Source organism: Stappia sp. WLB 29, from assembly GCF_023507705.1.
Taxonomy (GTDB): domain Bacteria; phylum Pseudomonadota; class Alphaproteobacteria; order Rhizobiales; family Stappiaceae; genus Stappia.
Genome location: NZ_JALBGD010000002.1, coordinates 149,498 through 175,053, shown reverse-complemented (window position 1 = coordinate 175,053; position 25,556 = coordinate 149,498). Strand labels below are relative to the sequence as shown.

Below are 25,556 nucleotides of genomic sequence, written 5' to 3'. Positions count from 1 at the left end.
CGCCGGTCCGGGTCTGCCTGCAATCTCAAAAGATCGGCGCGTTATAGGCTGCGGCCGCAAGAAAATCCAGCATCCGCTGGCGACCCCGGCACGGCCCGTGCCTCACCCTGCCGTCCAGAACGAGGGCAGCGCCCGGGCCAGCCGTCCGCCCAGCCGCACCGGCTCGATCGCCGTGGCAAGGCCGCTCGCATCGTCCACCTCGACGGCCACCCCGCACACCGTCGCATCGCCCATCGCCGGGGTGAAGCGCCCGGACGGGATCTTGCGCAGGAAGCGGGAGATCGGCTCGTCCTTCTCCATGCCGAGCACGGAATCGTAATCGCCGCACATGCCGGCATCGCTCATATAGGCGGTGCCGGCCGGCAGTATCTGGTGATCGGCGGTGGGCACATGCGTGTGCGTGCCCACGACCAGCGTCGCCCGCCCGTCGACGAAATGCGCCAGCGCCTGCTTCTCGCTGGTCGCCTCCGCATGCATGTCGATGACGATAGCATCCGCCACCTGGCCGAGCGGCGTTGCGTCCAGCACCCGTTCCACCGCAACAAAAGGATCGTCGAGACTGTCCATGAACACCCGGCCCATGACATTCATCACCAGCACCCTTGCGCCGTTGCGCGCGGTGAACAGGTTGGCGCCGCGCCCCGGCGCCCCTTGCGGAAAGTTGAGCGGCCGTAACAGGCGGTCCTGCCGCTCGATATAGACGAGCGTGTCGCGCTGGTCCCACACGTGATTGCCGGTGGTGACGACATCCGCCCCCGCATCCAGCACGTCCTGCAGGATCTCCTCGGTGATGCCGAAGCCGGCCGCAGAGTTCTCGCCGTTGACGATCACGAAATCGATGGAATGGCGCTCGACCAGTCCCGGCAGCATGTCGGTCGCCGCCTGACGGCCGCTGCGACCGACGAGATCACCCAGAAACAGCAGCCTCATGCCCGCTCGGGTCCTTCCAGTTGGATGAAGCCGCGCTCGGTCAGGATCCGGTCGAGGCGGCGGTCGTGGTTTTCCTCCGGCACGCTTTCCACTTCCTGCAGCGAAAAGGCAATCCCGACGGTCGCCGGCGGCGCTCCGCGCGTCGTGCCGATGCGCGCGATGGCTCGGTCGTAATAGCCCCGGCCATAACCGATCCGGCCGCCGCGCCTGTCGAAGGCGGCCAGCGGCACCAGCATGCAATCGGGCAGCAGGACATCGGCATCGGCCGACGGTTCCGCCGTGCCGAAACCCGCCGGCACCAGCACGGTCTCGCGGGTCAGCCGGCGGAACACCAGGTCCCCGTCGACGATGGCCGGCAGGCACAGTGCATGCCCGCGCGCGCGCAGCACATCCATCAGGGGCCGGGGGTCGATCTCGTCGCGGATCGGCCAGAAGCCGGAGACGACGGCGCCGTCAGGAAAATGAAGCGCGTCCACAGCCTCGGCAAGGGCGAGCCCGCCCTCGATGCGCGCCTGGACGGACAGGCCCGCGCGGCGCCCGAGCGCCTCCTTGCGGCGCACGGACTTCAATTCGCGCAGGGCGCGGATCTCTTGCGGAATGTCGGTATCGGGAAAGATCAAGCGTCGCGCTCCCGGATGCGGCGGCCGAAGGGGCTGCCGACGCTCCGTCCAGGGCGACGGCGATAGAGGGGAATGACGTGGCCACCTCGGCCGTTGGAGGTTGCAATCCCGGGAAACCTACAGAGTAGGTGGGCGCCGTATGCTCCAGCCCACGGGCCGGAGCAGGAACAGCTCCCTAGGGATGCGTAAGGCCCCGGGGATATGTCTCCTGACGCACCGCGCAGCCACGCCATCCCCGATATAGGGGCGCTTTGCCGGGAAATACAACACACGTTTTCGCATGACCGGACGGCGGCGCGCGGAACACCCGGCGCGCGGAGCCGGTCAGGCATCGGCCGGGCGCAGCGATCTTGCCAGCCCGTCGGCCAGCGCCTCGATCCGCTCGGCCGCCGTGACGATCTTGCCGGCGAGTTCCGCATCGTTGCGCGCAGAACTGTCGAGCGCCGCGCGGCGCGCCTCGCGCAGGCTGTCGACCTCGTCCTGCAGGGCGGCGAGCCGGCGTTCGCGCTCCACCAGTTCGTCGGTGACCATGATCCCGGCCATCACCGTCAGGCGCAGATCGCCGATCTCGCCGAAACTGCCGCGCAGGCTGTCGATGGCGCTGTCGAAGCGGCGGGCGAGCGCAGTCAGCCGCTCTTCCTCGCCGTCGTCGCAGGCCATGCGAAAACTGCGTCCGTTGATCGTCACGATTATCTGAGCCATCGCCTCGTCGCCTCAGCCGCCATGCGTCTCGAGCACGGAGCGGATCGATTCCATTGCCGACACCAGCCTTCTCGAAACTTCCCGGTTGGCGTCCTCCAGCCGGGCGACGCGCGCCTCGGCCGTGTCCAGCGTCGCAGCCAGCGAGGAACGGTCCTCGCCCAGCCGCTGCAGTTCTTCCTGCAGCCCGCCCAGCGACATGTCGGCCTCGAGCCGGCGCTGCACCGCCGCATCCAGCCGCGACACGGCGCGGGCCAGACGCTCGAGCGCCGCATCGACGCTGCCGCCGGACCCCGCCGCGGACGCGACCGGCCGGGTCTCGCCCCCGCCCGACTGCCCCCCGGAAAGTCCCGACGTATCGTCCATTCCAACCCCTTGTGAATTCGCTGTCGGCTTTCGGTGCGCGCACCGTGCCGCTCGCGGGCGGAATACCCGCATCCGCCCCTTGCCGCTATACCATTCCTTGCCGTCCGATGCGAGATCGACGGACACACGCTCTCCCCCGGCGTCTCCCGCCATCCGCTTTGTTGACTCGCCGAAGGTTCCTGATATTTGTCGAGCCGCCTCGGCGGGGTCCGGTGAAAACCGGTCGCAACCGCCGGAAAACCGATATCGCCGGCGGCCCGGACACGATCCGCGCCCGCCCGTCCCGACCGGGCGCAGCACCTCCCCGCAGCGCCCTCCAAGGACAGGCCGGACGCCGAACCCGGGGCCCGTGCGGTGCCCGCATTACGGACGAGTAGCCCGCGTGGGCCGCCGACAGGGACGAACGGAATCAGATGACCGATCTCGAAAAGCACAATCGCATGGCCAATGCGATCCGGTTCCTCGCAGCAGATGCCGTGGAAGCGGCCAAGTCCGGCCATCCCGGCCTGCCCATGGGAGCGGCCGACATCGCGACCGTGCTGTTCACCCAGGTGATGCACTACGACCCGACCCGTCCGGACTGGCCGGACCGCGACCGGTTCGTCCTGTCGGCCGGCCACGGCTCGATGCTGCTCTATGCGGTGCACTACCTGCTCGGCTCCGAGGACTTCACCCTCGACCAGCTCAAGAAGTTCCGCCAGATCGGCGCGCTGACCGCCGGCCATCCGGAATACGGCCACGGCGCCGGCATCGAGACGACCACCGGCCCGCTCGGCCAGGGTCTCGCCAATGCCGTCGGCATGGCGATCTCCGAGCGCCACCTGCGCGAGACCTTCGGCGACGCCCTCACCGACCACTACACCTATGTGCTGGCCGGCGACGGCTGCCTGATGGAGGGCATCAGCCAGGAGGCGATCTCGCTCGCCGGCCATCTGAAGCTGGACCGCCTGATCGTCATCTGGGACGACAACGGCATCTCCATCGACGGCAAGGTGTCGCTCACCGACAGCACCAACCAGTTGGAGCGCTTCGAGGCCAGCGGCTGGGCGACCGTCGCCATCGACGGCCACGACCCGGCAGCCATCGCCGCGGCTCTGGCCAAGGCACGGGAAAACGACCGCCCGACGCTGATCGCCGCGAAGACCACCATCGGCTTCGGCGCGCCGAACAAGGCCGGCTCGGAGAAGGTGCACGGTTCGCCGCTCGGCGCCGAGGAACTGGCCGCGACCCGCAAGGCGCTCGGCTGGACCCATGAGGCCTTCGAGGTCCCGAGCGACATTCTCGACGCCTGGCGCATTGCCGGCCTGCGCTCAGGCCAGGCCCGCAAGGAGTGGGAAAAGCGCCTTGCCGCCGCCGATTCCGAGCTGCGCTCCGAGTTCGAGCGCCGCCTGCGCGGCGACCTGCCCTCCGGTTTCGCCGAGGCGATGGCAAAGCTGAAGAAGCAGATCGCCCACGACAAGCCGACCATGGCGACCCGCAAGGCGTCGGAATACGTGCTCGGCACGATCACCAAGGTGGTGCCGGAGACCATCGGCGGCTCCGCCGACCTGACCGGTTCGAACAACACCAGGACGGCCGACACCGCTCCGATCACGCCGGACGACTTCACCGGCCGTTACCTGCACTGGGGCATTCGCGAGCACGGCATGGCCGCCGCGATGAACGGCATGGCGCTGCATGGCGGTACCATCCCCTATTCCGGCACCTTCCTCGTGTTCTCCGACTATGCCCGCCCGGCCATTCGCCTTGCGGCCTTGATGCGCCAGCGCGTCATCCACGTGATGACCCACGACAGCATCGGCCTCGGCGAAGATGGTCCGACCCATCAGCCGGTCGAGCACTACGCCGCGCTCCGTGCGATCCCGAACCTCGACTTCTATCGTCCGGCCGACGTCACCGAGACGCTGGAGTGCTGGCAGCTGGCCCTGGAGAGCGGCGAGACGCCGAGCGTTCTCGCTTTGACCCGCCAGAACCTGCCGCCGGTGCGCACCAGCTATGAAGCGGAAAACCTGTCCGCCCGCGGCGCCTATGTGGTCGCCGACAGCGACGAGGCACCCGAGGTCACCATCTTCGCCTCCGGCTCGGAGGTCGAGATCGCCCTCAAGGCCCGCGAGACGCTGGAAGCCGCCGGCACCGCGACCCGTGTCGTCTCCGTGCCCTGCATGGAGCGCTTCGAGCGCCAGTCGGCCGACTACCGCGCCGACATTGCCGGCTCGGCCAAGGTCAAGGTCGCCATCGAGGCCGGCATCCGCATGGGCTGGGACGCGATCATCGGATCCGACGGCATCTTCGTCGGCATGACCGGCTTCGGCGCCAGCGGCCCCTACCAGGAGCTCTACCGCCACTTCGGCATCACCGCCGAGGCGGTGGTCGCCGCGGTCAACGCCCGCCTGTAAGCGGCGGTTTCCGGTAAAATCCGGACAGGGCGGCGCAGCCGCGCCGCCCTGTCCTGTCCGTTGCGCTTGCGCAGCGATCGGCTGTAAGAGGTGTCGATCATCGGGAGATCGTCGTCGTGTCGCCCAGCTCCGGGAAGCGCCGTTCCACTCACGCCCTCTGGCGCTCCATCGCCGAGCGTCCGTGGATTCTCGCTCTCGCGGTGCTCCTGGCACTCGTGCTGCTGCCGATCGCCGTCTGGCTCGATCTCAGGAACCTCTCCGACGCCGGCCTGACGACGCAGGCGCGCACCCTCAATGCGATGGTGTCGGAGATCCGCGCCTATTACGGCTCCAACGTCGTTGGCCGCGTCCAGGGTTACACCGGCGATTCCGTCGCCGTTCACAATTACGAGGACGTGCCCGGCGCGATCCCGATCCCGGCGACCCTGTCGCTGGAACTGGGCGACGTGATCGCCGGCCGCGGCGGCGGCGATGTCGATTATCGCTTCGTCTCCGACCTCGCCTTCGCCAACCGGGCCCCGCACAGGCTCGACGCCTTCGAGACCGCCGCGCTGGCAAGCTTCCGCCAGAGCCGGACGCCGGATGCGGTCGCGACGGACCTGTCGGGGTCGCTGTTCGAACGGCAGATCCGCATGGCCGTCCCGGTGGTGATGGGCCAGGCCTGCGTCTCCTGCCACAACACCCATCCCGAGAGCCCCAAGCGCGACTGGCAGGTCGGCGATGTGCGCGGCATCCAGGCGATTACCGTCCATCAGCCGATCGCCAGGAACCTCTTCTCCTTCAAGTACCTGTTCATGTACTTCGCTGGGGCCGGCGCCTTCGGCGCCGCCTTTGCCGGTCTGCAATGGCGCCAGGCCAACGACTTCCGCCGCATGAACGCGGAGCTGGAGGAGGCGAACGGCTTCCTTGCCTCCATCTCCATGAAGATCTCGAAATACCTCTCGCCGCAGATCTACAAGTCGATCTTCTCGGGCGAGAAGGACGTGGTGATCTCGACCGAGCGCAAGAAGCTGACGATCTTCTTCTCCGACATCAAGGACTTCACCGAGACGGCCGAGCACCTGCAGCCCGAGGAGCTGACCAGCCTGCTCAACGAGTATTTCACGGAAATGTCGGCCATCGCCCAGGCCCATGGCGCGACCGTCGACAAGTTCATCGGCGACGCGATCCTCGCCTTCTTCGGCGATCCCGAGACACGCGGCGCCCGCGAGGACGCCAATGCCTGCCTCGACATGGCCATCGCGATGCAAAAGCGCATGGTGGAGCTGAAGGGCCGGTGGCGCCGGCGCGGGATCGAGAAGCCCTTCGAGGTCCGCATGGGCATCAACACCGGCTACTGCAATGTCGGCAATTTCGGCTCCGCCGACCGCATGGACTACACGATCATCGGCGCGGAGGCGAACCTCGCCGCCCGCCTGCAGGGCATCGCCCAGCCCGGCGGCATCGTCATCTCCTACGAGACCTGGGCACATGTGCAGGACCGGGTGCGGGTACGCCGGCTGGAACCAATCACGCTGAAGGGCATTCCGGGTGAGATCGTGCCTTACGCCGTCGAGGGCCTGCACGAGGTGGAAGCCGCCGCGCCGCAGACCATCAGCGAGGAGGACGAGGGCCTCGTCCTCCATCTCGACATCGCCAAACTCGACGCCGACGCCCGGCGCAAGGCCGAAGCCGTGCTCGAAAAGGCCCTCGGCGCGGTCCGGATGCAGGGAGCGGCAGGGAGTGACAAGGCCTGAGCCATGCGGACGTATCGGCCAGATATCTTGCTCGAACCCGTTGCATCCGTGACGCGGCTTGGGTAACCAGCCATCGGGTGCCGCACAACGGCGCTCCAAAGACGACAGGAGCCGGACACACGCCCTTGGATAGGCCGGCTCGACCAGATCAATCGCCCAAGGAATGCGGTTCGCCGCCACAGGAGAGACAAGCATGACCGTGAAGGTTGCCATCAACGGGTTTGGTCGCATCGGACGCAACGTGCTGCGCGCCATCGTGGAGTCGGGTCGGACCGACATCCAGGTCGTAGCGATCAACGATCTCGGCCCGGTCGAGACCAATGCCCACCTGCTGCGCTACGATTCCGTCCATGGCCGCTTCCCGGCGAAGGTGACCGTCGACGGCGACACGATCGACGTCGGCACCGGCCCGATCAAGGTCACGGCCCTGCGCGATCCGAAGGAGCTGCCCTGGGGCGCCCTGGGCGTCGACATCGCCATGGAGTGCACCGGCATCTTCACCGACCGCGACAAGGCCGCCCTGCATCTGGAGAACGGCTCCAAGCGCGTGCTGGTCTCCGCTCCGGCCAACGGCGCCGACCTGACGGTCGTCTACGGCGTGAACCACGACAAGCTCTCCAGCGAGCACAAGGTCGTCTCCAACGCCTCGTGCACCACCAACTGCCTGGCTCCCGTCGCCAAGGTCCTCAACGAGGCTTTCGGCATCGAGAAGGGCTTCATGACGACGGTGCACGCCTATACCGGCGACCAGCCGACGCTCGACACCATGCACAAGGACCTGTACCGCGCCCGCGCCGCGGCCATGTCGATGATCCCGACCTCGACCGGCGCCGCCAAGGCCGTCGGCCTGGTCCTGCCGGAACTGAACGGCAAGCTGGATGGGGTCTCGATCCGCGTCCCGACGCCGAACGTCTCGGTCGTCGACTTCAAGTTCGTGCCCAAGCGCAAGGTCACCGTCGCCGAGGTCAATGCCGCGCTGGTGGCTGCCGCCGACGGCGGTCTCAAGGGCATCCTCGCCTACACCGACGAGCCGCTGGTCTCCATCGACCTGAACCACAACGCGGCCTCGTCGACCTTCGCGCTCGACCAGACCAAGGTCATCGACGGCGACCTCGTCCGCGTCATGTCCTGGTACGACAACGAGTGGGGCTTCTCCAACCGCATGTCGGACACCGCGGTGGCCTTCGCGAAGACCATCTGAGTTGGCAGCAGCGGCCGGCGCCCTTCGCGCCGGCCGTTTCACATGAGACATCCAGGCGAGCGATCCATGACCTTCAAGACCCTTGACGATCTCGGCAACCTGTCCGGCCGTCGCGCGCTGGTGCGCGTCGACCTGAACGTGCCGATGGACGGCAACCGGGTGACCGACACGACCCGCATCGACCGGGTGCTGCCGACCATCCGCGAGCTCTCGGACAAGGGCGCGCGGGTGGTGCTGCTCGCCCATTTCGGCCGCCCCAAGGGTGCCGTGATGCCGGAGATGAGCCTGGCGCCGGTCGCCGCCGCCCTGACCGAGCGTCTCGGCCAGCCCGTCGCCTTCGCCGCCGACTGCATCGGCGAGCTTGCCGCCTCGCTCGTCGACGGGTTGAAGGACGGCGACGTGGCGCTGCTTGAGAACACCCGTTTCCACGCGGGCGAGGAGAAGAACGACGGCGCCTTTGCCGACGCGCTGGCCGCGCTCGGCGACATCTATGTCAACGACGCCTTCTCCGCCGCCCACCGCGCCCATGCCTCTACCGAAGGGCTGGCCCGCCGCCTGCCCGCCTATGCCGGCCGCACCATGCAGGCGGAACTGGAAGCCCTCGCCTCTGCCCTCACCACGCCCGTTCGCCCGGTGCTTGCCGTGGTCGGCGGCGCCAAGGTCTCCTCCAAGATCGACTTGCTCGAGAACCTCGTGAAGAAGGTCGACATGCTGGTGATCGGCGGCGGCATGGCCAACACCTTCCTCGCCGCACAAGGCAAGGCGGTCGGCAAGTCGCTGTGCGAGCACGATCTGGCCGACACCGCACGGCGCATCATGGATGCGGCCGCCGCTGCCGGCTGCGAGATCGTCCTGCCGGTCGACGCCGTCGTCGCGCGCGAGTTCAAGGCGGGAGCAGCCAGCGAGACCGTTGCGGTCGATGCCGTGCCGGCGGATGCGATGATCCTGGATGTCGGCGCGGCCTCGATCGCCAACGTCGCGGCAAAGATCGACGCGGCCGCCACCCTGGTTTGGAACGGCCCGCTCGGTGCCTTCGAGATCGAGCCTTTCGACACGGCCACGGTGGCTGCGGCGCGCCACGCCGCCGAGCGCACCCGCGCCGGCGCTCTGACGACGGTGGCCGGCGGCGGCGACACGGTCGCCGCGCTCAACCATGCCGGCGTAGCCGACGACTTCTCCTATGTCTCGACCGCCGGCGGTGCGTTTCTGGAATGGCTCGAGGGCAAGGCCCTGCCGGGCGTCGACGCGCTCGAGAATTAAGCCTTTCGGCGAAACAGCTTGCGCCGCGCCTTCAAAAGCGCGGCGCTTTTGGTAGAAAGCCGCCAACGCAATGCGGCGATGCTTGCAAGCAAGAAGAGGGTCTCATCGGATGAGTGAACGTCTCGAGGATATCGCACAGGCCATGGTGGCCGCCGGTCAGGGCATCCTTGCCGCCGACGAAAGCACCGGTACGATCAAGAAGCGCTTCGACCAGATCGGCACGGAGAACACCGAAGACAACCGTCGCGCCTATCGCGAGATGCTGTTCTCCAGCACCGAGGCGATGAACGACTACATCTCCGGCGTCATCCTGTTCGACGAGACGCTGCGCCAGAAGGCGGCCGACGGCACCCCGTTCGTCGAGATGATCCGCAAGTCCGGCGCCGTGCCGGGCATCAAGGTCGACAAGGGCGCCAAGCCGCTGGCCGGCTTCCCGGGCGAGACCGTCACCGAAGGCCTCGACGGCCTGCGCGAGCGCCTTGCCGAATATTACGAACTGGGCGCCCGCTTCGCCAAGTGGCGTGCGGTCATCGACATCAACGAGGAAGACGGTCTGCCGTCCAGCACCTGCATCCAGGCGAACGCCCATGCGCTGGCCCGCTATGCGGCCCTGTGCCAGGAAGCCGGCATCGTGCCGATCGTCGAGCCGGAAGTGCTGATGGACGGCCCTTCCGCTGCCCACGACATCGAGACCTGCTACGAGGTCACGGAGTGGACGCTGAACACGGTGTTCTCCGAGCTGTTCCAGATGGACATCCTGCTCGAGGGCATCATCCTCAAGCCGAACATGATCGTCCCGGGCAAGAACGCCCCGATCCAGGCTTCGCCCGAGGAAGTGGCCGAGCTGACCCTGCGCTGCCTGAAGGCCACCGTGCCGGCGGCCGTGCCGGGCATCGCCTTCCTGTCCGGCGGCCAGTCGGACGAGCTGGCGACCGAGCACCTGCACCTGATGAACGCGGCCGGCCCGCTTCCGTGGAAGCTGACCTTCTCCTACGGCCGCGCACTGCAGCAGGCTGCGCTCAAGGCCTGGGGCGGCAAGTCCGGGAACGTTCCGGCCGGCCAGGCCGCGTTCCTGCACCGCGCCCGCATGAACGGCCTCGCCGCCAAGGGCGAGTGGGCAAAGTCGCTCGAGACCGCCTGACCGGACACCGATCCGACCGGCAAGCTTGACGAGAGGGGCGGTTTCGCCCCTCTTTTGCCGTGATCGCCCCTCATTCCGGGACGGGTTCCGATTGCCCGGCCCACGAAGCGGAAGGATGCGCCGTGCACCCGCGCCTCTACCTGATTACGCCCGCCAGTTTCGAGCTCGACGGGTTCTGCAAGGACCTCGCCTCCGCCCTTGCCGGCGGCGATGTGGCGTGCTTGCTGATCACCGACGGCGGCTGGGGCGAGACCGGTTTCCAGAAGATCGCCGAGACAATCGTGCCGATCGCCCAGGCGGCGGGCACCGCGGTGCTTGTGCAGAACGATTCGCGTGCCGCCGGCCGCAGCCGCGCTGACGGCATCCATGTCGACACGTCCAGCGATGACCTGAAGCGCGCGCTGGAGAATTTTCAGCCCAGGGGCATCGTCGGTGCGGGCGGCATCCGCACCCGTCACGACGCCATGACGGTGGCCGAAGCCGGCGTCGACTACGTCTTGTTCGGCCTGCTGGAGCGCGAGGAAGACGTGGAGCCGCATGCCAAGACGCTGCAACTCGCATCCTGGTGGGCGGAGATGTTCGAAACGCCCTGCGTCGCCCTGTGCGGCAGCGATTTCGCCGGCGTCGAGGTCTGCGCCGCGACCGGTGCCGACTTCGTCGCCCTGCGCGGCGCGGTGTGGAATCACCCCGAGGGTCCGGAAGCAGCCGTTCGTGCCGCCAACGAGGTTCTGTCGCGCTTTGAGCTGACGGAGGCCGAGAGCGGATGACCGCAGGCGGCGGACGGTTCCGGTTCCAGACAGGCGCGCTGGCGCTGCTGCTGCTCCTTGGAGCTGCGGCACATCCTGCCCTTGCGCAAGACGGCACCGGCACCGCACCTGCCGAACCGAAGGCGGACGAACAGCCGGCGGCAACACCTGAGCCGGCTCCCGCTCCCGCCCCTGCTGCCGAGGCACCGCCCGAGGCTGCCTCTTCTCCGCAAGCGCCGGCCGCCACCGGTGCAGCTCCTGCATCCGATCTTCCCGGCGCAGGCCTCATGCCCTCGGCCGCGGAGATTTCCGAGCGCCTGTCCATCGTGCCGCAGCAGCCGGCGGGCGGCGATCAGGACATTCCCCTTCTCGTTCCGCCGACCAGCGTCGCCCCGCCTCTGCCGCTGGAGGTCGAGGGCGAGGTCCGCGACTACGCCTATGGCGCCTTCCAGCGCGGCTGGTACCTGACCGCCCTCTCGCTTGCCACCCCGCGTGCGGAAGCCGGCGATGCGGCTGCCCAGACGCTCCTCGGCGTGCTCTATGAGACCGGCCGCGGTCTGCCGCAGAATGCCGAGCGTGCGGCGAGCTGGTATCAGCTCGCCTCCTCTAGCGGGAACACGCGCGCGGCCCTGCGCTACGGTCTCATGCTGCTCAACGGCCTCGGCGTTCCGGAAGACAAGGTGAAGGCCGGCGACATGTTCGAGCTCGCGGCCAATGACGAGATCCCGGAGGCCATCTACAATCTCGCCGGCCTCTACCGCACCGGCGAGGGGCGCCCGCTCGATCCCGACCGGGCGCTGGAGCTTCTGGAAAAGGCCGCCGATCTCGGCGATGTCGATGCCCGCTTCCAGCTCGCCCAGTTCTATCTCGACGGCCCTGCCGACATCCGCAGCGAGACGCGTGCCGCCTTCTGGATGGGCCGCGCCGCCCGCCAGGGCCATGTCGGCGCCCAGGTCCGTTACGCCATCCTGCGCTTCAACGGCCGGGGCGTTGCCCCCGACGAGGCGGAGGCGGCCGACTGGTTCGAGCGGGCCGCCAGCGCCGGCAATCCGGTCGCGATGAACCGGCTTGCCCGGACCTATGCCTTCGGCCGCGGCCGGGAGGTCGATCTGGAAAAGGCGGCCGGCTGGCACATGGCCGCCCGCGCCCTCGGCATTTCGGATCTGGAAATGGACGGGCTGCTCGGCTCGATCGACGCGGAAACCCTGGCCAAGGCGATGGCCTTTGCCGAGCGCTACGCCGCCGCCGCCGACCCGACGGTGGTGGAAAACCCCGACAACACGCCCTGAGCCGGCGAAACCGCCTTTTTGCTTGATTGGCAACCGGAAGTGTGGTGGACAGGCCGCGCACCAGACAATGTGCCCGGCCGACGCGACGGCGCCTATTCCAGGAACCAGGTCCGGATCGGGCCCGGCGGCCTCGGCGGCGCCGGACACGCCTGCGGCTGGGGCCGACGGATGGCCCCCGCGGAGCGTATCGCCGCAGGACCTTTGGAGACGGAACGAGACACATGAAGATCAACGGAAACGAGATCAAGCCGGGCAACGTGCTGCAGCACCAGGAGACGCTCTGGGCTGTGGTCAAGGTCGAGCACGTGAAGCCCGGCAAGGGCGGCGCCTTCGCGCAGGTCGAGATGAAGAACCTCATCGACGGCCGCAAGCTCAACGAGCGCTTCCGCTCCGCCGACAAGGTCGAGCGCGTGCGCCTCGAGCAGAAGGACTTCCAGTATCTCTATCCGCAGGAAGACATGCTGGTGTTCATGAACACCGAGACCTACGAGCAGATCGAGCTGCAGGCCGACTTCGTCGGCGAGCGCGCCGCCTTCCTGCAGGACGGCATGATGGTCACGCTCGAGATGCACGAGGAGCGTCCGATCGGCATCACCCTGCCGCAGTACGTGACGCTCGAGATCACCGAGGCCGACGCCGTGGTGAAGGGCCAGACCCAGTCCTCGTCCTACAAGCCGGCCATGCTGGAAAACGGCGTGCGCGTCATGGTGCCGCCGTTCATCACCGCCGGCGAGAAGATCATCGTCGACACCGAGCTGGTCGAGTACGTCCGCCGCGCCGACTGATCTTGCCTTTTGGCCGGCGGCCCGACTGCGCCGTCGGCCTTTCGTCTCCCGTGAAGGCGCGCCGTCCGGCAGCCACCCGCCAGGAATTTTCCAGGAACCGCCATGTCCCGCTCCGCCATCCTGAATGTCATGGTCCAGGCCGCGCTGAAGGCCGGTCGCAGCCTCGCTCGCGATTTCGGCGAGGTCGAGAACCTGCAGGTCTCGCGCAAGGGCCCGAGCGACTTCGTGTCGGCCGCCGACATCGCCGCCGAGAAGATCGTGCGCGCGGAGTTGCAGAAGGCACGTCCGAGCTACGGCTTCCTGATGGAAGAGTCCGGCACCATCGAGGGCGAGGACCCGCAGCACCGCTGGATCGTCGACCCGCTCGACGGCACCACGAACTTCCTGCACGGCATCCCGATGTTCAACGTCTCGATCGCGCTTGAGCGCGAAGGCGTGATCGTCGCCGGCGTCATCTACAACCCGGCGATGGACGAGCTGTTCACCGCCGAGCGCGGCCGCGGCGCCTTTCTCAACGACCGCCGCCTGCGCGTTGCCGCTCGCAAGTCGATGCCGGATTGCGTCATCGCCACCGGCATTCCCTTCCTCGGCGTCGGCGACCACGCCCGCACGCTGAAGGAACTGCGCCACGTCATGGGCGAGGTTGCCGGCATCCGTCGCTGCGGCGCCGCCGCCCTCGACCTTGCTTGGACCGCCGCCGGCCGCTTCGACGGCTTCTGGGAGCACGGCCTGTCGCCCTGGGACATGGCGGCCGGCCTGCTGCTGGTCCGCGAGGCCGGCGGCTACGTCACCGACATCGACGGCGGCGAGAAGATGTTCGAGACCCGCTCGATCGTCGCCGGCAACGAGCAGGTCCAGGCCCAGCTGCGCGCGCTTTTGAAGAACGCCCGCAGCTGACGGCTGCCCCTGCGGCAGGACGCCCCGCCGACATTACGGCTTTTCAGGCCGGTGAAAATCACGCTATCAAGGGCTTGTCCTCAACAGGGAGAAGACAAGCCGTCATGGCGCGTGCCTATGATCCGTACAGCCTGTCCAGTCCCTGGGTCTATCTGATCCGGATGATCATCTTCCTGGCGGTGGTCGCGTTCATCGCGCTGATCCTCTACCGCCAGATCTCCTCCGCCTTCATGAGCAATCCCGGTCTCAACGGGCTGATCATCGGCACCGGCCTGGTCGGCATCCTGCTCGCCATCCGCCAGGTGATCCGCCTGATGCCGGAGGTGAACTGGGTGAACGGCTTCCGGCTCGGCGACCCGGGCATCGAGGTTCGCCGCCCGCCTGTGCTGCTGGCGCCGATGGCGACGCTGCTCGGCAACCGCGCCGGCGACACGATCCTGTCGCCCGCGACGACCCGCTCGATCCTCGATTCCATCGGCATGCGCCTTGATGAGGCGCGCGAGATGGCGCGCTACCTGACCGGCCTGCTCGTCTTTCTCGGCCTGCTCGGCACCTTCTGGGGCCTGCTGCAGACCGTCGGCTCGGTCAACGTGACGATCCAGAGCCTCGACGTCGGCTCGGGCGATGCCAACGTCATCTTCGAGGACCTCAAGGCGGGCCTCGAGGCCCCGCTTGCGGGCATGGGCACCGCCTTCTCGTCCTCGCTGTTCGGCCTTACCGGATCGCTCATCCTCGGCTTTCTCGACCTGCAGGCCGGCCAGGCGCAGAACCGCTTCTACAACGAGCTGGAAGACTGGCTGACCACCCTCACCGACATCGAGCCGGAGGACAGCGCCGGCGGCGGCTCCGGCCTCGTCGAGCTGCGCTTTGCCATCGACAACCTGCGCAAGGCCGTTGCCGAGGGGGGCGGTGGAGGCGGCGCGGGACGCAACGCCGCCGTTGCCATGGCCAATCTCGCGGAAGGCATCCAGGGCCTCGTCCAGCATGTGCGCAGCGAACAGCAGATGATGCGCGACTGGGCGGACGAGCAGTCCGAGCAGCAAAAGCGCATCGAGCACCTGCTGAAGACCATGTCCACCGCCTTCGAACGGATCAAGGACGAGGCCAAATGAGCCGCCTCGCCGGGAGCTAGAGCCCTTTCGGCCAGTTCGAACCCATTCTGACGGAGCGATTTTGTGGCAAGGTCAAGCGAAGGCACGCAGACCGTATCTGGATACGGACAAGGGGCTTTGCGCTGGAATTGGCGCAAGATCGCCCGTCCCGCAGGGCTTCCGATTGGCGGGCGCCCGACGCCGAACCTGTCTTGCCTGATGCAAAAGCATCGCGCGGCGACCGTTTCGACGCCGGATCGCCATCCCAATCGGGAAGCAGACTTGACTTCCAACTGGCCGAAAGGGCTGTAGACCATGGCCGGCACGCGAATGAGGCGGCGGGACGGACGGACGGACTACTGGCCCGGCTTCGTCGATGCCATGGCATCGCTGCTGCTGGTCATCATCTTCCTGCTGTCCATCTTCGTGCTCGCCCAGTTCTTCCTCGGACAGCAACTGTCGGGCCGCGACACCGTCCTCAACCGCCTCAACGCCCAGATCTCGGAGCTGACCGAGTTGCTGGCGCTGGAGCGGGCCGGAAGCCGCGACCTACAGGACACCATCGCCACCCTCACCGCCAACCTGACCGACGCCGAGGCCGAGCAGCAGCGCCTGCAGGGTCTGCTCGACGCCTCTTCCGATCGCGCCAGCCAGACCGGCGGCGCCCTTGCCGGGATGGAAAGCGCGCTGGAGGAAGAGCGCCGGCTCTCCCAGCGCGCCCTGTCCCAGGTCGAGCTGCTGAACCAGCAGATTTCCGCCCTGCGCCGCCAGATCGCCGCGCTGGACGATGCGCTCGATGCCTCGGAAGGACGCGATCGCGAAAGCCAGGCGAAGATCGCCGATCTCGGCCGCCGGCTGAACGTGGCGCTGGCGCAGCGCGTGCAGGAACTGTCGCGCTACCGCTCCGACTTCTTCGGCCGCCTGCGCGAGATCCTGTCCCAGCGCTCGGACATCCGCGTCGTCGGCGACCGCTTCGTGTTCCAGTCGGAAGTGCTGTTCTCCTCCGGCGCGGAGACGATCAATCCGGCGGGCGAGGAGGAGCTGCAGAAACTCGCCGACGCGATCAAGGAGCTCGCCATCCAGATCCCGGCGGAGATCAACTGGGTCCTGCGCGTCGACGGCCACACCGATGCTCGTCCCCTGTCGGGAACCGGGCGCTTCCGCAACAACTGGGAGCTCTCGGCGGCGCGCGCGATCTCGGTGGTGCGCTACCTGATCGACCAGGGCGTCGACCCCAAGCGCCTGGTCGCCGCCGGCTTCGGCGAATTCCAGCCGCTGGAGGAAGGCGACAGCGACGAAGCGCTTGCCCGCAACCGCCGCATCGAGCTGAAGCTGACCGAGCGCTGATCGCCTGGGCGCCGACTGGCGCCGTTTTCCGGGCCTGAAAAATGCAAAAGGCCGTTTCCGATCCGGAAACGGCCTTTTTTTATCGAAAATCGCTCAAATCGGCGCGCAACCAGGTCGAAAAACCTATCAGTGGAGCGCCGCAAACGACTTAATAGTCGTCCTCGTTCTCGTCGCGGGGCTTGCCCTTAAGAGAGTTGAGCTTGGCGAACACCGCGTCGGCGTCGATCTCCTCGTCCTTCGGCTGCGAGGGAGCGGGACGGGCGAAGGCAGCTGCCATCGCGTCCTCCGAGGTGGTCTCGTCGACCGGCAGCAGCGTCTCCTCGTAGTGCTCCTCCTCGGGACGCGGCGGCAGGTTCTTCGAGGCCTTCTCGACTTCCATGTCGAGCTCGATCTGGCTGCACAGGCCGAGCGTCACCGGATCCATCGGGGTCAGGTTGTTGGAGTTCCAATGGGTGCGCTCGCGGATCGCCAGGATCGTCGGCTTGGTCGTGCCGACCATGCGCATGATCTGCGAATCCTTCAGCTCCGGGTGGTTGCGCACCAGCCACAGGATCGCGTTCGGACGATCCTGGCGGCGCGACACCGGCGTGTAGCGCGGTCCCTTGCGCTTGCTCTCCGGCACGCGAGTCTTCGGCTCCTGCAGCTTCAGCCGGTAGCCCGTGTCGCCCTGTGCCTTCTCGATCTCCTCACGGGTGAGCTGGCCGGTCATCACCGGATCGAGGCCCTTGATGCCCTGGGCGGCCTCGCCGTCGGCAATCGCCTTCACCTCGAGGGGGTGGAGTTTGCAGAAATCGGCAATCTGGTCGAAGCTGAGAGACGTGTTGTCCACGAGCCACACGGCCGTCGCCTTGGGCATCAAGGGAGTTGTCGCCATGTGTAATGCCTCCTGTTCGCTCCGCCGGGAACCGCACTCGTGAGCGCAGGAGCCGGCAAAGCCAAAATCATCTGTCGCATGGAAGGGGAACTGCAAGGCTTATACGCGCTCCCCGCCATGAAATCAAACATGGATCACGTCGCGGCTCCCGTCAAAAGCACGATCTTTCCGATGTGTCCGGAGCTCTCCATTCGCGCATGTGCCGCAGCGGCTTCCGCGAGAGGAAAGGTCGAATCCATCACCGGCCGCACCGTACCCGCCTCGATCAGCGGCCATACCTTTTCGCGCAGGCGGGCAGCGATCGCCGCCTTGAAAGCGGCCTCGCGCGGGCGCAGCGTCGAGCCCGTATGGACCAGCCGCTTGACCATCAATCGCGAGAAATTGACGTTCTCGGCAACCCCGTTCAGCGTCGCGATCTGGCAGATCCGTCCCTCGACGGCCGCCACCTTCCAGTTCCGCTCCACATAGTCGCCGCCGACCATGTCGAGGATCACCTCGACGCCGTGGCCGCCGGTCGCTTCCAGCACCGCCTCGACGAAATCGGTCTTGTTGTAGTTGATCGCATGGTCCGCGCCGAGCTTGCGCACGGCCTCGGCCTTTTCGTCCGAGCCGACCGTGGTGAAGACTTCCGCGCCGAAGGCCTTCGCCAGCTGGATCGCCGTCGTGCCGATACCGGACGTGCCGCCATGCACCAGGAACCGCTCGCCGGCCTTCAGCCCCACCCGGTCGAACACATTGGTCCACACGGTGAAGAAGGTCTCGGGCAGCGCCGCCGCCTCGGCCATGGACAGGCCCGAAGGAACCGGCAGCACGCTTCCGGCCGGGGCCGCCACATACTCGGCATAGCCTCCGCCCGGAACCAGGGCGCAAACCTTGTCGCCCGCCGCGATGCCCGAGACATCGGGGCCGAGCGCAACGACCGTGCCCGCGACCTCGAGACCGGGAATGTCCGTGACGCCCGGCGGCGGGGGATAGTGGCCCATGCGCTGGATGACGTCGGGACGGTTGACGCCGGCGGCCTCGACACGGATCAGCACCTCGCCGGCGGCGGCGGCCGGCACCGGGCGCTGCATCGGCGCCAGCACATCGGGCCCGCCGGGTGTCTCGAAACCGATTGCCGTCATCATGCGTGGCGTGTCGCTCATCGTGCCAATCCTTCTTCGGGCCATTGTCGTGTCCCGGTTTAAGACGTCCCGCAAGGCCTGACAATTGACGCGCACGCACTTGGGTGCACATCCTGTCCCGGGTCGAGGCGCTGCGGGGACGCAAGAGGGAACGCGCAAAATGCGGGACGAGTTCGATTCGAAGCCGATCACAGTGGCTGCCGTGGTCGTGGTGGGCGAAGACCTGTCGCGACTGTCTGTGGATGAATTGACGCTGCGCATTGAACGCTTGACAGAAGAGATTTCCCGCACCGAACGGGAGCGGGATGCGCGCGGCGGCGTGCTTGCGGCTGCCGACGCCCTGTTCCGCAAGTGACCGCGCAACCGGCGACACCATAGTTAACCCACGCTATTTACTTCAAATTTGACTTTGAGCGTCCTCGCGTCAGGCAAGCAGATTCATTAAAACTTTAGTCATTTACTATTTATTAAGCTTTCTAATTCATAACTGTGGGTATCCAGTCATCTGGATTTCGAGTGGCTCCTGTCCACTCTGTTTGACGCCTCCCTGTTAATGACTTCGAGCCGCGGACACCGCGGCTCTTTTTTTGCCGGCTCCTTCGGTGTATCCCCTGTTGCGTGCTGTCCGCCTGCGCCAGACGGTCTGGCACGCCGATTGCAAGATACACTTTGACCCGACCGCAGTGCCCAGATTTGGGACAATTGCCGTGCCAAGGCCTCGCAGAAGCGCCGGCAGGTTCCGCGGTCGCCAGGTATTGAGACAAAGCTGGACAGGAGGCACTGGCGCATGACGGACTGGTTCTCATCCACGCGGCGAAGCACCATCGACTTCGCCGACCGGCTCGCCAATTCGGAGATGTTCTCCGCTCTCTTCCGGGACGGAATGGCCCTGGTCGAGGAGACCGCCGCCTATCTCGACGGCGAAGGGCGGGTGCAGTCGAAGTCGCTGCCGCGTGCAGGGTCCCTCGCCTATGCGACGGAATCGATGCGCCTGACGACGCGGCTGATGCAGATGGCCTCCTGGCTGCTGCTCCAGCGCGCCGTCAACGAGGGCGAGATGTCGGCCGAGCAGGCCGGCAGCGAGAAGAACAAGGTGCGCCTCGACACGCTCTCCTCCACGCGCGGCGGTCCCGGCTGGCAGGAACTGCCCGAGGAACTGCGCGATCTGATCGAGCGCTCGGTGCGCCTGCAGGAGCGGATCCAGCATCTCGACAGGATGATCTACGAGAGCCGCCACGCCGAGCCGGTCCCGGTCGACAATCCCGTCGCGGTCCAGCTCGATGTGCTCAGCGCCGCCTTCGGCGGACGTCGCAACACGCTCGGCTGATCGGGCGCACCCTCGCAAGGGGGGGCCTTTTCGGAACATCCCGTCCGCCCGATCCGCACCGGACAACTCGCAACGAAAAAACCCCGGAGCCTGAGGCATCCGGGGTTTTTCGTGTCTGCAACCACCCGACGGGGCGGAGCGGATTTCCGGGCAATCAGTTGCCCAGGAAACCGGCGTACTTGTTCTTGAAGCGCGAGACGCGGCCGCCGCGGTCCATCAGCTGGCGGTCGCCGCCGGTCCATGCCGGATGGGTGCGCGGATCGATGTCGAGCTGCAGCGAGTCGCCGTCCTCGCCATAGGTCGAGCGCGTGTGGAACTCGGTGCCGTCCGTCATGACCACCTTGATGGAGTGGTAGTCGGGATGAATGTCCTTCTTCATCTTCTCGTCCCCGTGCCTGCGGCTTACACCGGCCCTGGGGAGGCGCGGCGCATTCATGTTGGAGTTGTCGGCGTGTCCCCGTCCGTCCGGCAGGACAGGCGCGCCCGGTGGCGGCGTGTCGCAGCTTCTTGACGAAGTCACGGATTCTTTGGCGGGCTACGCGGGCAAGCGCGCAGCACCTGAAACCTTGAGCGCGAGCCTATACCCCATCCCCCGGCCGAAAACAAGGCCGCAAAGCCGAGTTTCCGCCCCCGCCCGCCTCGGCTGCCGCGACAAATGCGACCGCTTGCGCAGGTTGGCCTTGCCGCCTCGAACCGGTATGGTCCGCCAGGCATCCGGCAGGAACAGAGAGCAAGAACAAGCGTGTCCCGATACGGTTCCCCTTCAACGCCCGATCGCGGCGGAAAACGCGACCTCAGACCATTGGCCACCCTTCTGCCCTACCTGATGCGGTATCGGGGGCGTGCACTGCTGGCGCTGATGGCGCTGATGGGTGCGGCCGGCACGACGCTCGTCCTGCCGATCGCCATCCGCCGGATGATCGATTTCGGCTTCGGCGCCGACGACCCGTCCCTCGTCGACAACTATTTCTCGGTGCTCATTCTCGTCGCCGCCGCGCTCGCCACCTTCTCGGCCCTGCGCTACTACATGGTCACCTCGCTCGGCGAGCGGATCGTCGCGGACCTGCGGGCCGACGTCTACAGCCACATCATCCGCCTGTCCCCCGGCTATTTCGACAGCGCCCGCTCCGGCGAGATGGTCTCGCGCCTCACGGCCGACGCCACCCAGGTCAAGTCCGCCGTCGGCGCCAGCGCGTCCATCGCCATGCGCAACCTGATGATGTTCCTCGGCGCCTCGGCGATGATGGTGGTCACCAGCCCGCGCCTGTCGATGTTCGTGCTCGGCGCCATCCCGGTCATCGTCCTGCCGCTCATCGCCTTCGGCCGCAGCGTGCGCCGCCGCTCGCGCCATGCGCAGGACACGCTGGCCGACGCCTCCGCCTATGCGTCGGAGACGCTCGGTTCGGTCCGCACCCTGCAGGCCTTCACCAACGAGGCGCTTGCCAGCCTGCGCTTCGGCACCAGCGTCGAGGAGGCCTTCCGCGCCGCCCGCACGGCGATCTTCGCCCGCGCCCTGCTCACCGCCTTCGCGATGTTCGTCATCGCCGGCAGCGTCGTCACTGTTTTGTGGGTCGGCGCCAGCGACGTCTTCGTCGGCCGCATCACCGCCGGCGAACTCGGCCAGTTCCTGCTCTATTCGATCTTCGCCGCAGGCGCCCTCGGCGAACTCAGCCAGGTCTGGGGCGAGATCTCGCTGGCGGCCGGCGCCGCGGAGCGCCTGTCCGAGTTGCTGAAGATCGAGCCGGAAATCGCCGCGCCGGCGAAGCCGGTGAAGCTACCGCCGCGCCTGTCGGGCGCAGTCGGGCTGGACGGCGTCTCCTTCGCCTATGGCGCCGGCGGCGGGCTGCCCGTGCTCGCCGATGTCAGCCTCGACGTCGCGCCCGGCGAGACCGTCGCCATCGTCGGCCCCTCTGGCGCCGGCAAGTCGACGCTGTTCCATCTCCTGATGCGCTTCTACGATCCCACCAGCGGCAGCGTGCGCGTCGACGGCGTGGACTTGCGCGACTGCGATCCGCTGGATCTGCGCCGCCAGATCGCCCTGGTGCCGCAGGACACCACGGTCTTCGCCGCCAGCATCGCCGACAACATCGCCTTCGGCCGGCCCGAGGCGACCCGCGCGGAGATCGAGGCCGCTGCCCGCTCGGCCTTTGCCGACGAGTTCATCCGCGCCCTGCCCGAAGGCTACGACACAGCCGTGGGCGAGCGCGGCATCACCCTGTCGGGCGGCCAGCGCCAGCGCATCGCCATCGCCCGCGCCATCCTCAAGGACGCCCCGATCCTGCTCCTCGACGAGGCGACCAGCGCGCTCGACGCCGAAAGCGAGACCCTGGTGCAGACGGCGCTGGAAGGCTTGATGCAAGGGCGCACCACCCTGGTGATCGCCCATCGCCTTGCCACCGTGCTCAAGTCCGACCGGATCATCGTCATGGAAGGCGGGCGCATCGTCGAAAGCGGCCGTCATGCCGACCTCGTGGCGCGGGGCGGCCTTTACGCCAAGCTGGCCAAGCTGCAGTTCGAAAGCGGCGCGCAGGCCTTCGACAGCCCGCGCGAGGATCGCAGTTCCGCCGCCGAGTAGAGCGCCCCAGAGCACCCGTGAACACGAAAAGGCCGGGCGCTGCGGGCGCCCGGCCTTTCTTGTCGCATCGAACCCAAGGAGCCGGCTCAGTCCTCTTCGGCGACCGGCACCGTGTAGTTCAGCGGCAGGCGCCCGCCGTCGGCATAGAGCGTCTGGCCGGTCATGTAGCTGGAATCGTCCGAGGCGAGGAACGCGGCGACACCGGCGATCTCCGACGGCTCGCCGACGCGGCCGAGCGGGGTGCGCGAGAGCACCCGCATGCGCGCCGCCTTATCCGAATTCACCGAGGCCAGCATGTCGGTCATGATCGAGCCGGGGCCGATGCCGTTGACGCGGATGCCGTAGGGCGCCAGCGACAGCGCCGCGACCTTGGTCAGCTGGTTCATGCCGCCCTTGGAGATCGAATAGGGCACCTGGTTGGCGATGGCGAAGACCGCATTCACGGACGACATGTTGATGATGACGCCGGGCGCGCCGCCCGCTTCCACCTTGTCGACCATGTGGCGCGCGACCGCCTGGGTGCACAGGAACGCGCCCTTCAGGTTCACCGACAGCACGCGGTCGAAATCCGCCTCGTCGAGATCAAGAAAGTCGCCGCCGATGACGATGCCGGCATTGTTCACCAGCACATCGATGTCGCCGAAGGCATCGAGGGTCGCCGCCACCAGGTTGCGCACGTCGAGCTTCTCCGCGACGTTGCAATGCACGTAGCGCACCTCGCCGAGGGCCTTCAGCTCCTCCTCGGCGTCCTCGCCGCGCGCATCGTCCACATCCGCGATGACCACCTTGGCGCCGTCGGAGAGAAAACGGCGTGCAATGGCGTAGCCGATACCGCCGGCCGCGCCGGTGACGATGGCAACCTTGTTTTCCAGGGACACGGGGTTCCTCGCTGCTGTCTGTTCACGCAATTTCGGGACAGGCCGCCCTGGCCGGGCAGCCATCTCAGCGGGCGAACATAGGCCGCGCCGCTGCCTCTGTCGATGCGCGAGCAGCAAAAGCGTCTGGAGAACCGTGGCCCGGCCGGGCGCGGGTTGCTTTCCTCCGGTGCTCAGCCGGCGACCGGCAGGCCGCGTTCCTTCAGCGCCGCGGCGATCTCGTCGATGATCGCCGGATCGTCGATCGTCGCCGGCATCCGGTACTCCGCCCCGTCCGCGACCTGCCGCATGGTGGCGCGCAGAATCTTGCCCGAGCGAGTCTTCGGCAGCCTCTCGACGGTGATCGCCAGCTTGAAGGTGGCGACGGGGCCGATCTTCTCGCGCACCAGGGCGACGAGCTCCTTCTCGATCTCCGAATGCGGTCGGTTGACGCCGGCCTTCAGCACGACGAAGCCGCAGGGCGCCTGGCCCTTGAGCTGGTCGGCGACGCCGATCACCGCGCATTCGGCCACATCCTTGTGGCTCGCCAGCACCTCTTCCATGGCGCCCGTCGACAGGCGGTGGCCGGCCACGTTGATGATGTCGTCGGTGCGCGCCATGATGAAGAGATAGCCGTCCTCGTCCATCAGGCCGGCATCCGCCGTCTTGTAGCAGCCGGGGAACTCCTCCAGGTAGCTGGCGTGGAACCGCTCCGGCGCGTTCCACAGCGTCGGCAGGCAGCCCGGCGGCAGCGGCAGCTTGATCACCACATTGCCGAGCGTGCCCTTGGCGACGGGGTGGCCTGCATCGTCCACCACCTGCACGTCGTAGCCGGGCATGGGCACGGTCGGCGAACCGTGCTTGACCGGCAGCATGCCGAGCCCGACCGGATTGCCGACGATGGGCCAGCCCGTCTCGGTCTGCCACCAGTGGTCGATCACCGGCACGCCGAGCTTGTCCTCCGCCCAGGCGATAGTGTCCGGGTCGGCGCGCTCGCCGGCCAGGAACAGGGTGCGGAAGGAGCCGAGGTCGTAGTCGCCGATCAGCTTGCCGTCCGGGTCTTCCTTCTTGATCGCGCGGAAGGCCGTCGGCGCGGTGAACAGGCTCACCACGTCGTGCTCGGCGATCACCCGCCAGAACACGCCGGCATCGGGGGTGCCGATGGGCTTGCCCTCGAAAACGACCGTGGTCGCCCCGTGCAGCAGCGGCGCATAGACGATATAGGAATGCCCGACGACCCAGCCGACATCGGAGGCCGCCCAGAACACCTCGCCCGGCTCCACGCCGTAATGGTTCGCCATGGTCCATTTCAGCGCGACCATATGGCCGCCATTGTCGCGCACCACGCCCTTCGGCTGGCCCGTCGTGCCGGAGGTGTAGAGGATGTAGAGCGGATCGGTCGCCTTCACCGGGACGCAAGGCACCTTGCGCCCCTGCGCCAGCGCATCTTCGGTGAGTGCGCCGAAATCGTGGTCGCGTTCGCCGGCCAGCGCCGCCTCGGCCTGCCCCCGCTGCAGCACGAAGCAGGCCTGCGGCTTGTGCCGCGCCATGTCGATGGCGGCATCCAGCAGCGGCTTGTAGGCCACCACCCGGCCCGGCTCGATGCCGCAGGACGCGGCGATGATCGCCTTCGGCGCCGCATCGTCGATGCGGGTGGCGAGTTCTCGCGCGGCAAAGCCGCCGAAGACGACCGAATGCACCGCGCCGAGCCTGGCGCAGGCCAGCATCGCCATCACCGCCTCGGGGATCATCGGCATGTAGATGATGACGCGGTCGCCCTTGCCGATGCCGTGATCGGCCAGCACCGCGGCCATCGCGTTCACCCGCGCCAGCGTCTCCTCATAGGTGAAGACGGCCTTCGCGCCGGTGATCGGGCTGTCGTAGACGATCGCCGGCTGGCCGGGGCGTCCGCGCTCCACATGCCGGTCGAGACAGTTGTAGCAGGTGTTGCACTCGGCGCCCGCGAACCACTGGCCGTAGCCGCCCATCGACGGATCGAAGACCTTGTCCCAGGGCTTCACCCAGTCGATCTCGGCGGCAGCCTCGGCCCAGAAGGCCTCCGGATCGCGCTGCCACGCCTCGTAGACCTCGTGATAACGGCTCGCCATCTGGGTGTCTCCTCCCTGTCGCTTCCGGTCGCACCGCCACACGGGGCGTGCAGACCGGACCTTTTCCCGCCCGTCGCATGCGCAGGGACCTCCTCGCCCCCGCCCGGCCGCCGGACGTCCTCGACTGCGTATCTGCCGTCACCGAAACAGGGAAGGCAAGCCTTGCGACCCTATACATTCGGCGAATGGG

At 67.5% G+C, this 25,556-nt stretch carries 23 protein-coding genes and 1 other RNA gene; 14 read left to right on the top strand and 10 right to left on the bottom strand.

What is annotated here, in order from left to right:
- Window positions 1-102 precede the first annotated feature (102 nt).
- The 5 genes from MNI96_RS04205 to MNI96_RS04185 form a co-directional block, all read right to left on the bottom strand.
- Window positions 103-930 carry a TIGR00282 family metallophosphoesterase gene (locus MNI96_RS04205; RefSeq protein WP_249690648.1) on the bottom strand — a complete coding sequence of 276 codons (828 nt, stop codon included), beginning with the start codon at window positions 928-930 and terminating at the stop codon, window positions 103-105.
- Window positions 927-1,550 carry a 5-formyltetrahydrofolate cyclo-ligase gene (locus MNI96_RS04200; protein ID WP_249690646.1) on the bottom strand — a complete coding sequence of 208 codons (624 nt, stop codon included), beginning with the start codon at window positions 1,548-1,550 and terminating at the stop codon, window positions 927-929. Before MNI96_RS04200 ends, MNI96_RS04205 begins: the two co-directional genes overlap by 4 nt.
- A 74-nt stretch (window positions 1,551-1,624) precedes the next feature.
- A non-coding RNA gene (ssrS, locus tag MNI96_RS04195) (6S RNA) lies at window positions 1,625-1,780 on the bottom strand.
- 94 nt (window positions 1,781-1,874) lie between these two features.
- Window positions 1,875-2,252 (bottom strand): cell division protein ZapA, encoded by a 378-nt coding sequence (locus MNI96_RS04190; RefSeq protein ID WP_249690644.1) that lies wholly within the window; start codon window positions 2,250-2,252, stop codon window positions 1,875-1,877.
- A gap of 12 nt (window positions 2,253-2,264) precedes the next feature.
- Entirely contained in the window at window positions 2,265-2,615 is a 351-nt protein-coding gene (locus MNI96_RS04185; protein WP_249690642.1) for a DUF4164 domain-containing protein, read from the bottom strand.
- Between the two features lie 413 nt (window positions 2,616-3,028).
- On the opposite strand from MNI96_RS04185, the gene tkt reads away from it, so the two are divergent.
- From tkt to MNI96_RS04130, 11 genes are all read left to right on the top strand, one after another.
- Window positions 3,029-5,011 carry a transketolase gene (gene tkt, locus MNI96_RS04180; protein ID WP_249690640.1) on the top strand — a complete coding sequence of 661 codons (1,983 nt, stop codon included), beginning with the start codon at window positions 3,029-3,031 and terminating at the stop codon, window positions 5,009-5,011.
- A 167-nt stretch (window positions 5,012-5,178) separates the two neighbouring features.
- Window positions 5,179-6,747, top strand: coding sequence for an adenylate/guanylate cyclase domain-containing protein (locus MNI96_RS04175; protein WP_249691360.1), 1,569 nt, complete (start codon window positions 5,179-5,181; stop codon window positions 6,745-6,747).
- Window positions 6,748-6,940: 193 nt separating this feature from the next.
- Window positions 6,941-7,948 (top strand): type I glyceraldehyde-3-phosphate dehydrogenase, encoded by a 1,008-nt coding sequence (gap, locus tag MNI96_RS04170; protein WP_249690638.1) that lies wholly within the window; start codon window positions 6,941-6,943, stop codon window positions 7,946-7,948.
- Between the two features lie 66 nt (window positions 7,949-8,014).
- Window positions 8,015-9,208, top strand: coding sequence for a phosphoglycerate kinase (locus MNI96_RS04165; protein ID WP_249690636.1), 1,194 nt, complete (start codon window positions 8,015-8,017; stop codon window positions 9,206-9,208).
- 109 nt (window positions 9,209-9,317) lie between these two features.
- Entirely contained in the window at window positions 9,318-10,349 is a 1,032-nt protein-coding gene (locus MNI96_RS04160) for a class I fructose-bisphosphate aldolase (protein ID WP_249690634.1), read from the top strand.
- 122 nt (window positions 10,350-10,471) lie between these two features.
- Complete coding sequence (locus MNI96_RS04155) at window positions 10,472-11,116, top strand: thiamine phosphate synthase (protein ID WP_249690632.1); 645 nt, start codon at window positions 10,472-10,474, stop codon at window positions 11,114-11,116.
- Complete coding sequence (locus tag MNI96_RS04150) at window positions 11,113-12,384, top strand: tetratricopeptide repeat protein (protein WP_249690630.1); 1,272 nt, start codon at window positions 11,113-11,115, stop codon at window positions 12,382-12,384. Before MNI96_RS04155 ends, MNI96_RS04150 begins: the two co-directional genes overlap by 4 nt.
- A gap of 221 nt (window positions 12,385-12,605) precedes the next feature.
- Window positions 12,606-13,169: an elongation factor P gene (efp, locus tag MNI96_RS04145; protein WP_067218707.1), complete on the top strand. Its 564-nt coding sequence runs from the start codon at window positions 12,606-12,608 to the stop codon at window positions 13,167-13,169.
- Window positions 13,170-13,271: 102 nt separating this feature from the next.
- The gene (locus tag MNI96_RS04140; protein WP_249690628.1) at window positions 13,272-14,066 is read left to right on the top strand and encodes an inositol monophosphatase family protein; all 795 of its coding nucleotides are present in this window, start codon (window positions 13,272-13,274) and stop codon (window positions 14,064-14,066) included.
- A gap of 104 nt (window positions 14,067-14,170) precedes the next feature.
- Window positions 14,171-15,178, top strand: coding sequence for a flagellar motor protein MotA (locus tag MNI96_RS04135; protein WP_249690626.1), 1,008 nt, complete (start codon window positions 14,171-14,173; stop codon window positions 15,176-15,178).
- A gap of 294 nt (window positions 15,179-15,472) precedes the next feature.
- Complete coding sequence (locus MNI96_RS04130) at window positions 15,473-16,504, top strand: peptidoglycan -binding protein (protein WP_249690625.1); 1,032 nt, start codon at window positions 15,473-15,475, stop codon at window positions 16,502-16,504.
- Between the two features lie 148 nt (window positions 16,505-16,652).
- On the opposite strand, the gene MNI96_RS04125 is transcribed toward MNI96_RS04130, so the two are convergent.
- Window positions 16,653-17,378: a DUF1013 domain-containing protein gene (locus tag MNI96_RS04125; protein WP_249690624.1), complete on the bottom strand. Its 726-nt coding sequence runs from the start codon at window positions 17,376-17,378 to the stop codon at window positions 16,653-16,655.
- Window positions 17,379-17,512: 134 nt separating this feature from the next.
- Window positions 17,513-18,523 (bottom strand): NAD(P)H-quinone oxidoreductase, encoded by a 1,011-nt coding sequence (locus tag MNI96_RS04120; RefSeq protein ID WP_249690623.1) that lies wholly within the window; start codon window positions 18,521-18,523, stop codon window positions 17,513-17,515.
- Window positions 18,524-18,662: 139 nt separating this feature from the next.
- Here MNI96_RS04120 and MNI96_RS04115 point away from each other — a divergent pair, with 139 nt between their 5' ends.
- Both MNI96_RS04115 and rcdA read left to right on the top strand, forming a co-directional pair.
- The gene (locus MNI96_RS04115) at window positions 18,663-18,857 is read left to right on the top strand and encodes a DUF1192 domain-containing protein (RefSeq protein ID WP_158193816.1); all 195 of its coding nucleotides are present in this window, start codon (window positions 18,663-18,665) and stop codon (window positions 18,855-18,857) included.
- A 432-nt stretch (window positions 18,858-19,289) separates the two neighbouring features.
- Entirely contained in the window at window positions 19,290-19,829 is a 540-nt protein-coding gene (gene rcdA / locus MNI96_RS04110) for a protease adaptor protein RcdA (protein WP_158193817.1), read from the top strand.
- 154 nt (window positions 19,830-19,983) lie between these two features.
- Here the strand turns inward: rcdA and rpmE are convergent, their stop codons facing one another.
- Window positions 19,984-20,208 carry a 50S ribosomal protein L31 gene (rpmE, locus tag MNI96_RS04105; RefSeq protein ID WP_067218687.1) on the bottom strand — a complete coding sequence of 75 codons (225 nt, stop codon included), beginning with the start codon at window positions 20,206-20,208 and terminating at the stop codon, window positions 19,984-19,986.
- 276 nt (window positions 20,209-20,484) lie between these two features.
- Between rpmE and MNI96_RS04100 the strand changes: the two genes are divergently transcribed.
- Window positions 20,485-22,404, top strand: a complete 1,920-nt coding sequence (locus tag MNI96_RS04100) for an ABC transporter transmembrane domain-containing protein (protein WP_502960298.1) — start codon at window positions 20,485-20,487, stop codon at window positions 22,402-22,404.
- A gap of 86 nt (window positions 22,405-22,490) precedes the next feature.
- Here the strand turns inward: MNI96_RS04100 and MNI96_RS04095 are convergent, their stop codons facing one another.
- Together MNI96_RS04095 and MNI96_RS04090 are read right to left on the bottom strand one after the other, a co-directional pair.
- The gene (locus MNI96_RS04095; protein ID WP_249690621.1) at window positions 22,491-23,282 is read right to left on the bottom strand and encodes an SDR family NAD(P)-dependent oxidoreductase; all 792 of its coding nucleotides are present in this window, start codon (window positions 23,280-23,282) and stop codon (window positions 22,491-22,493) included.
- Between the two features lie 170 nt (window positions 23,283-23,452).
- Window positions 23,453-25,366: a propionyl-CoA synthetase gene (locus MNI96_RS04090; protein ID WP_249690620.1), complete on the bottom strand. Its 1,914-nt coding sequence runs from the start codon at window positions 25,364-25,366 to the stop codon at window positions 23,453-23,455.
- Window positions 25,367-25,556 lie beyond the last annotated feature (190 nt).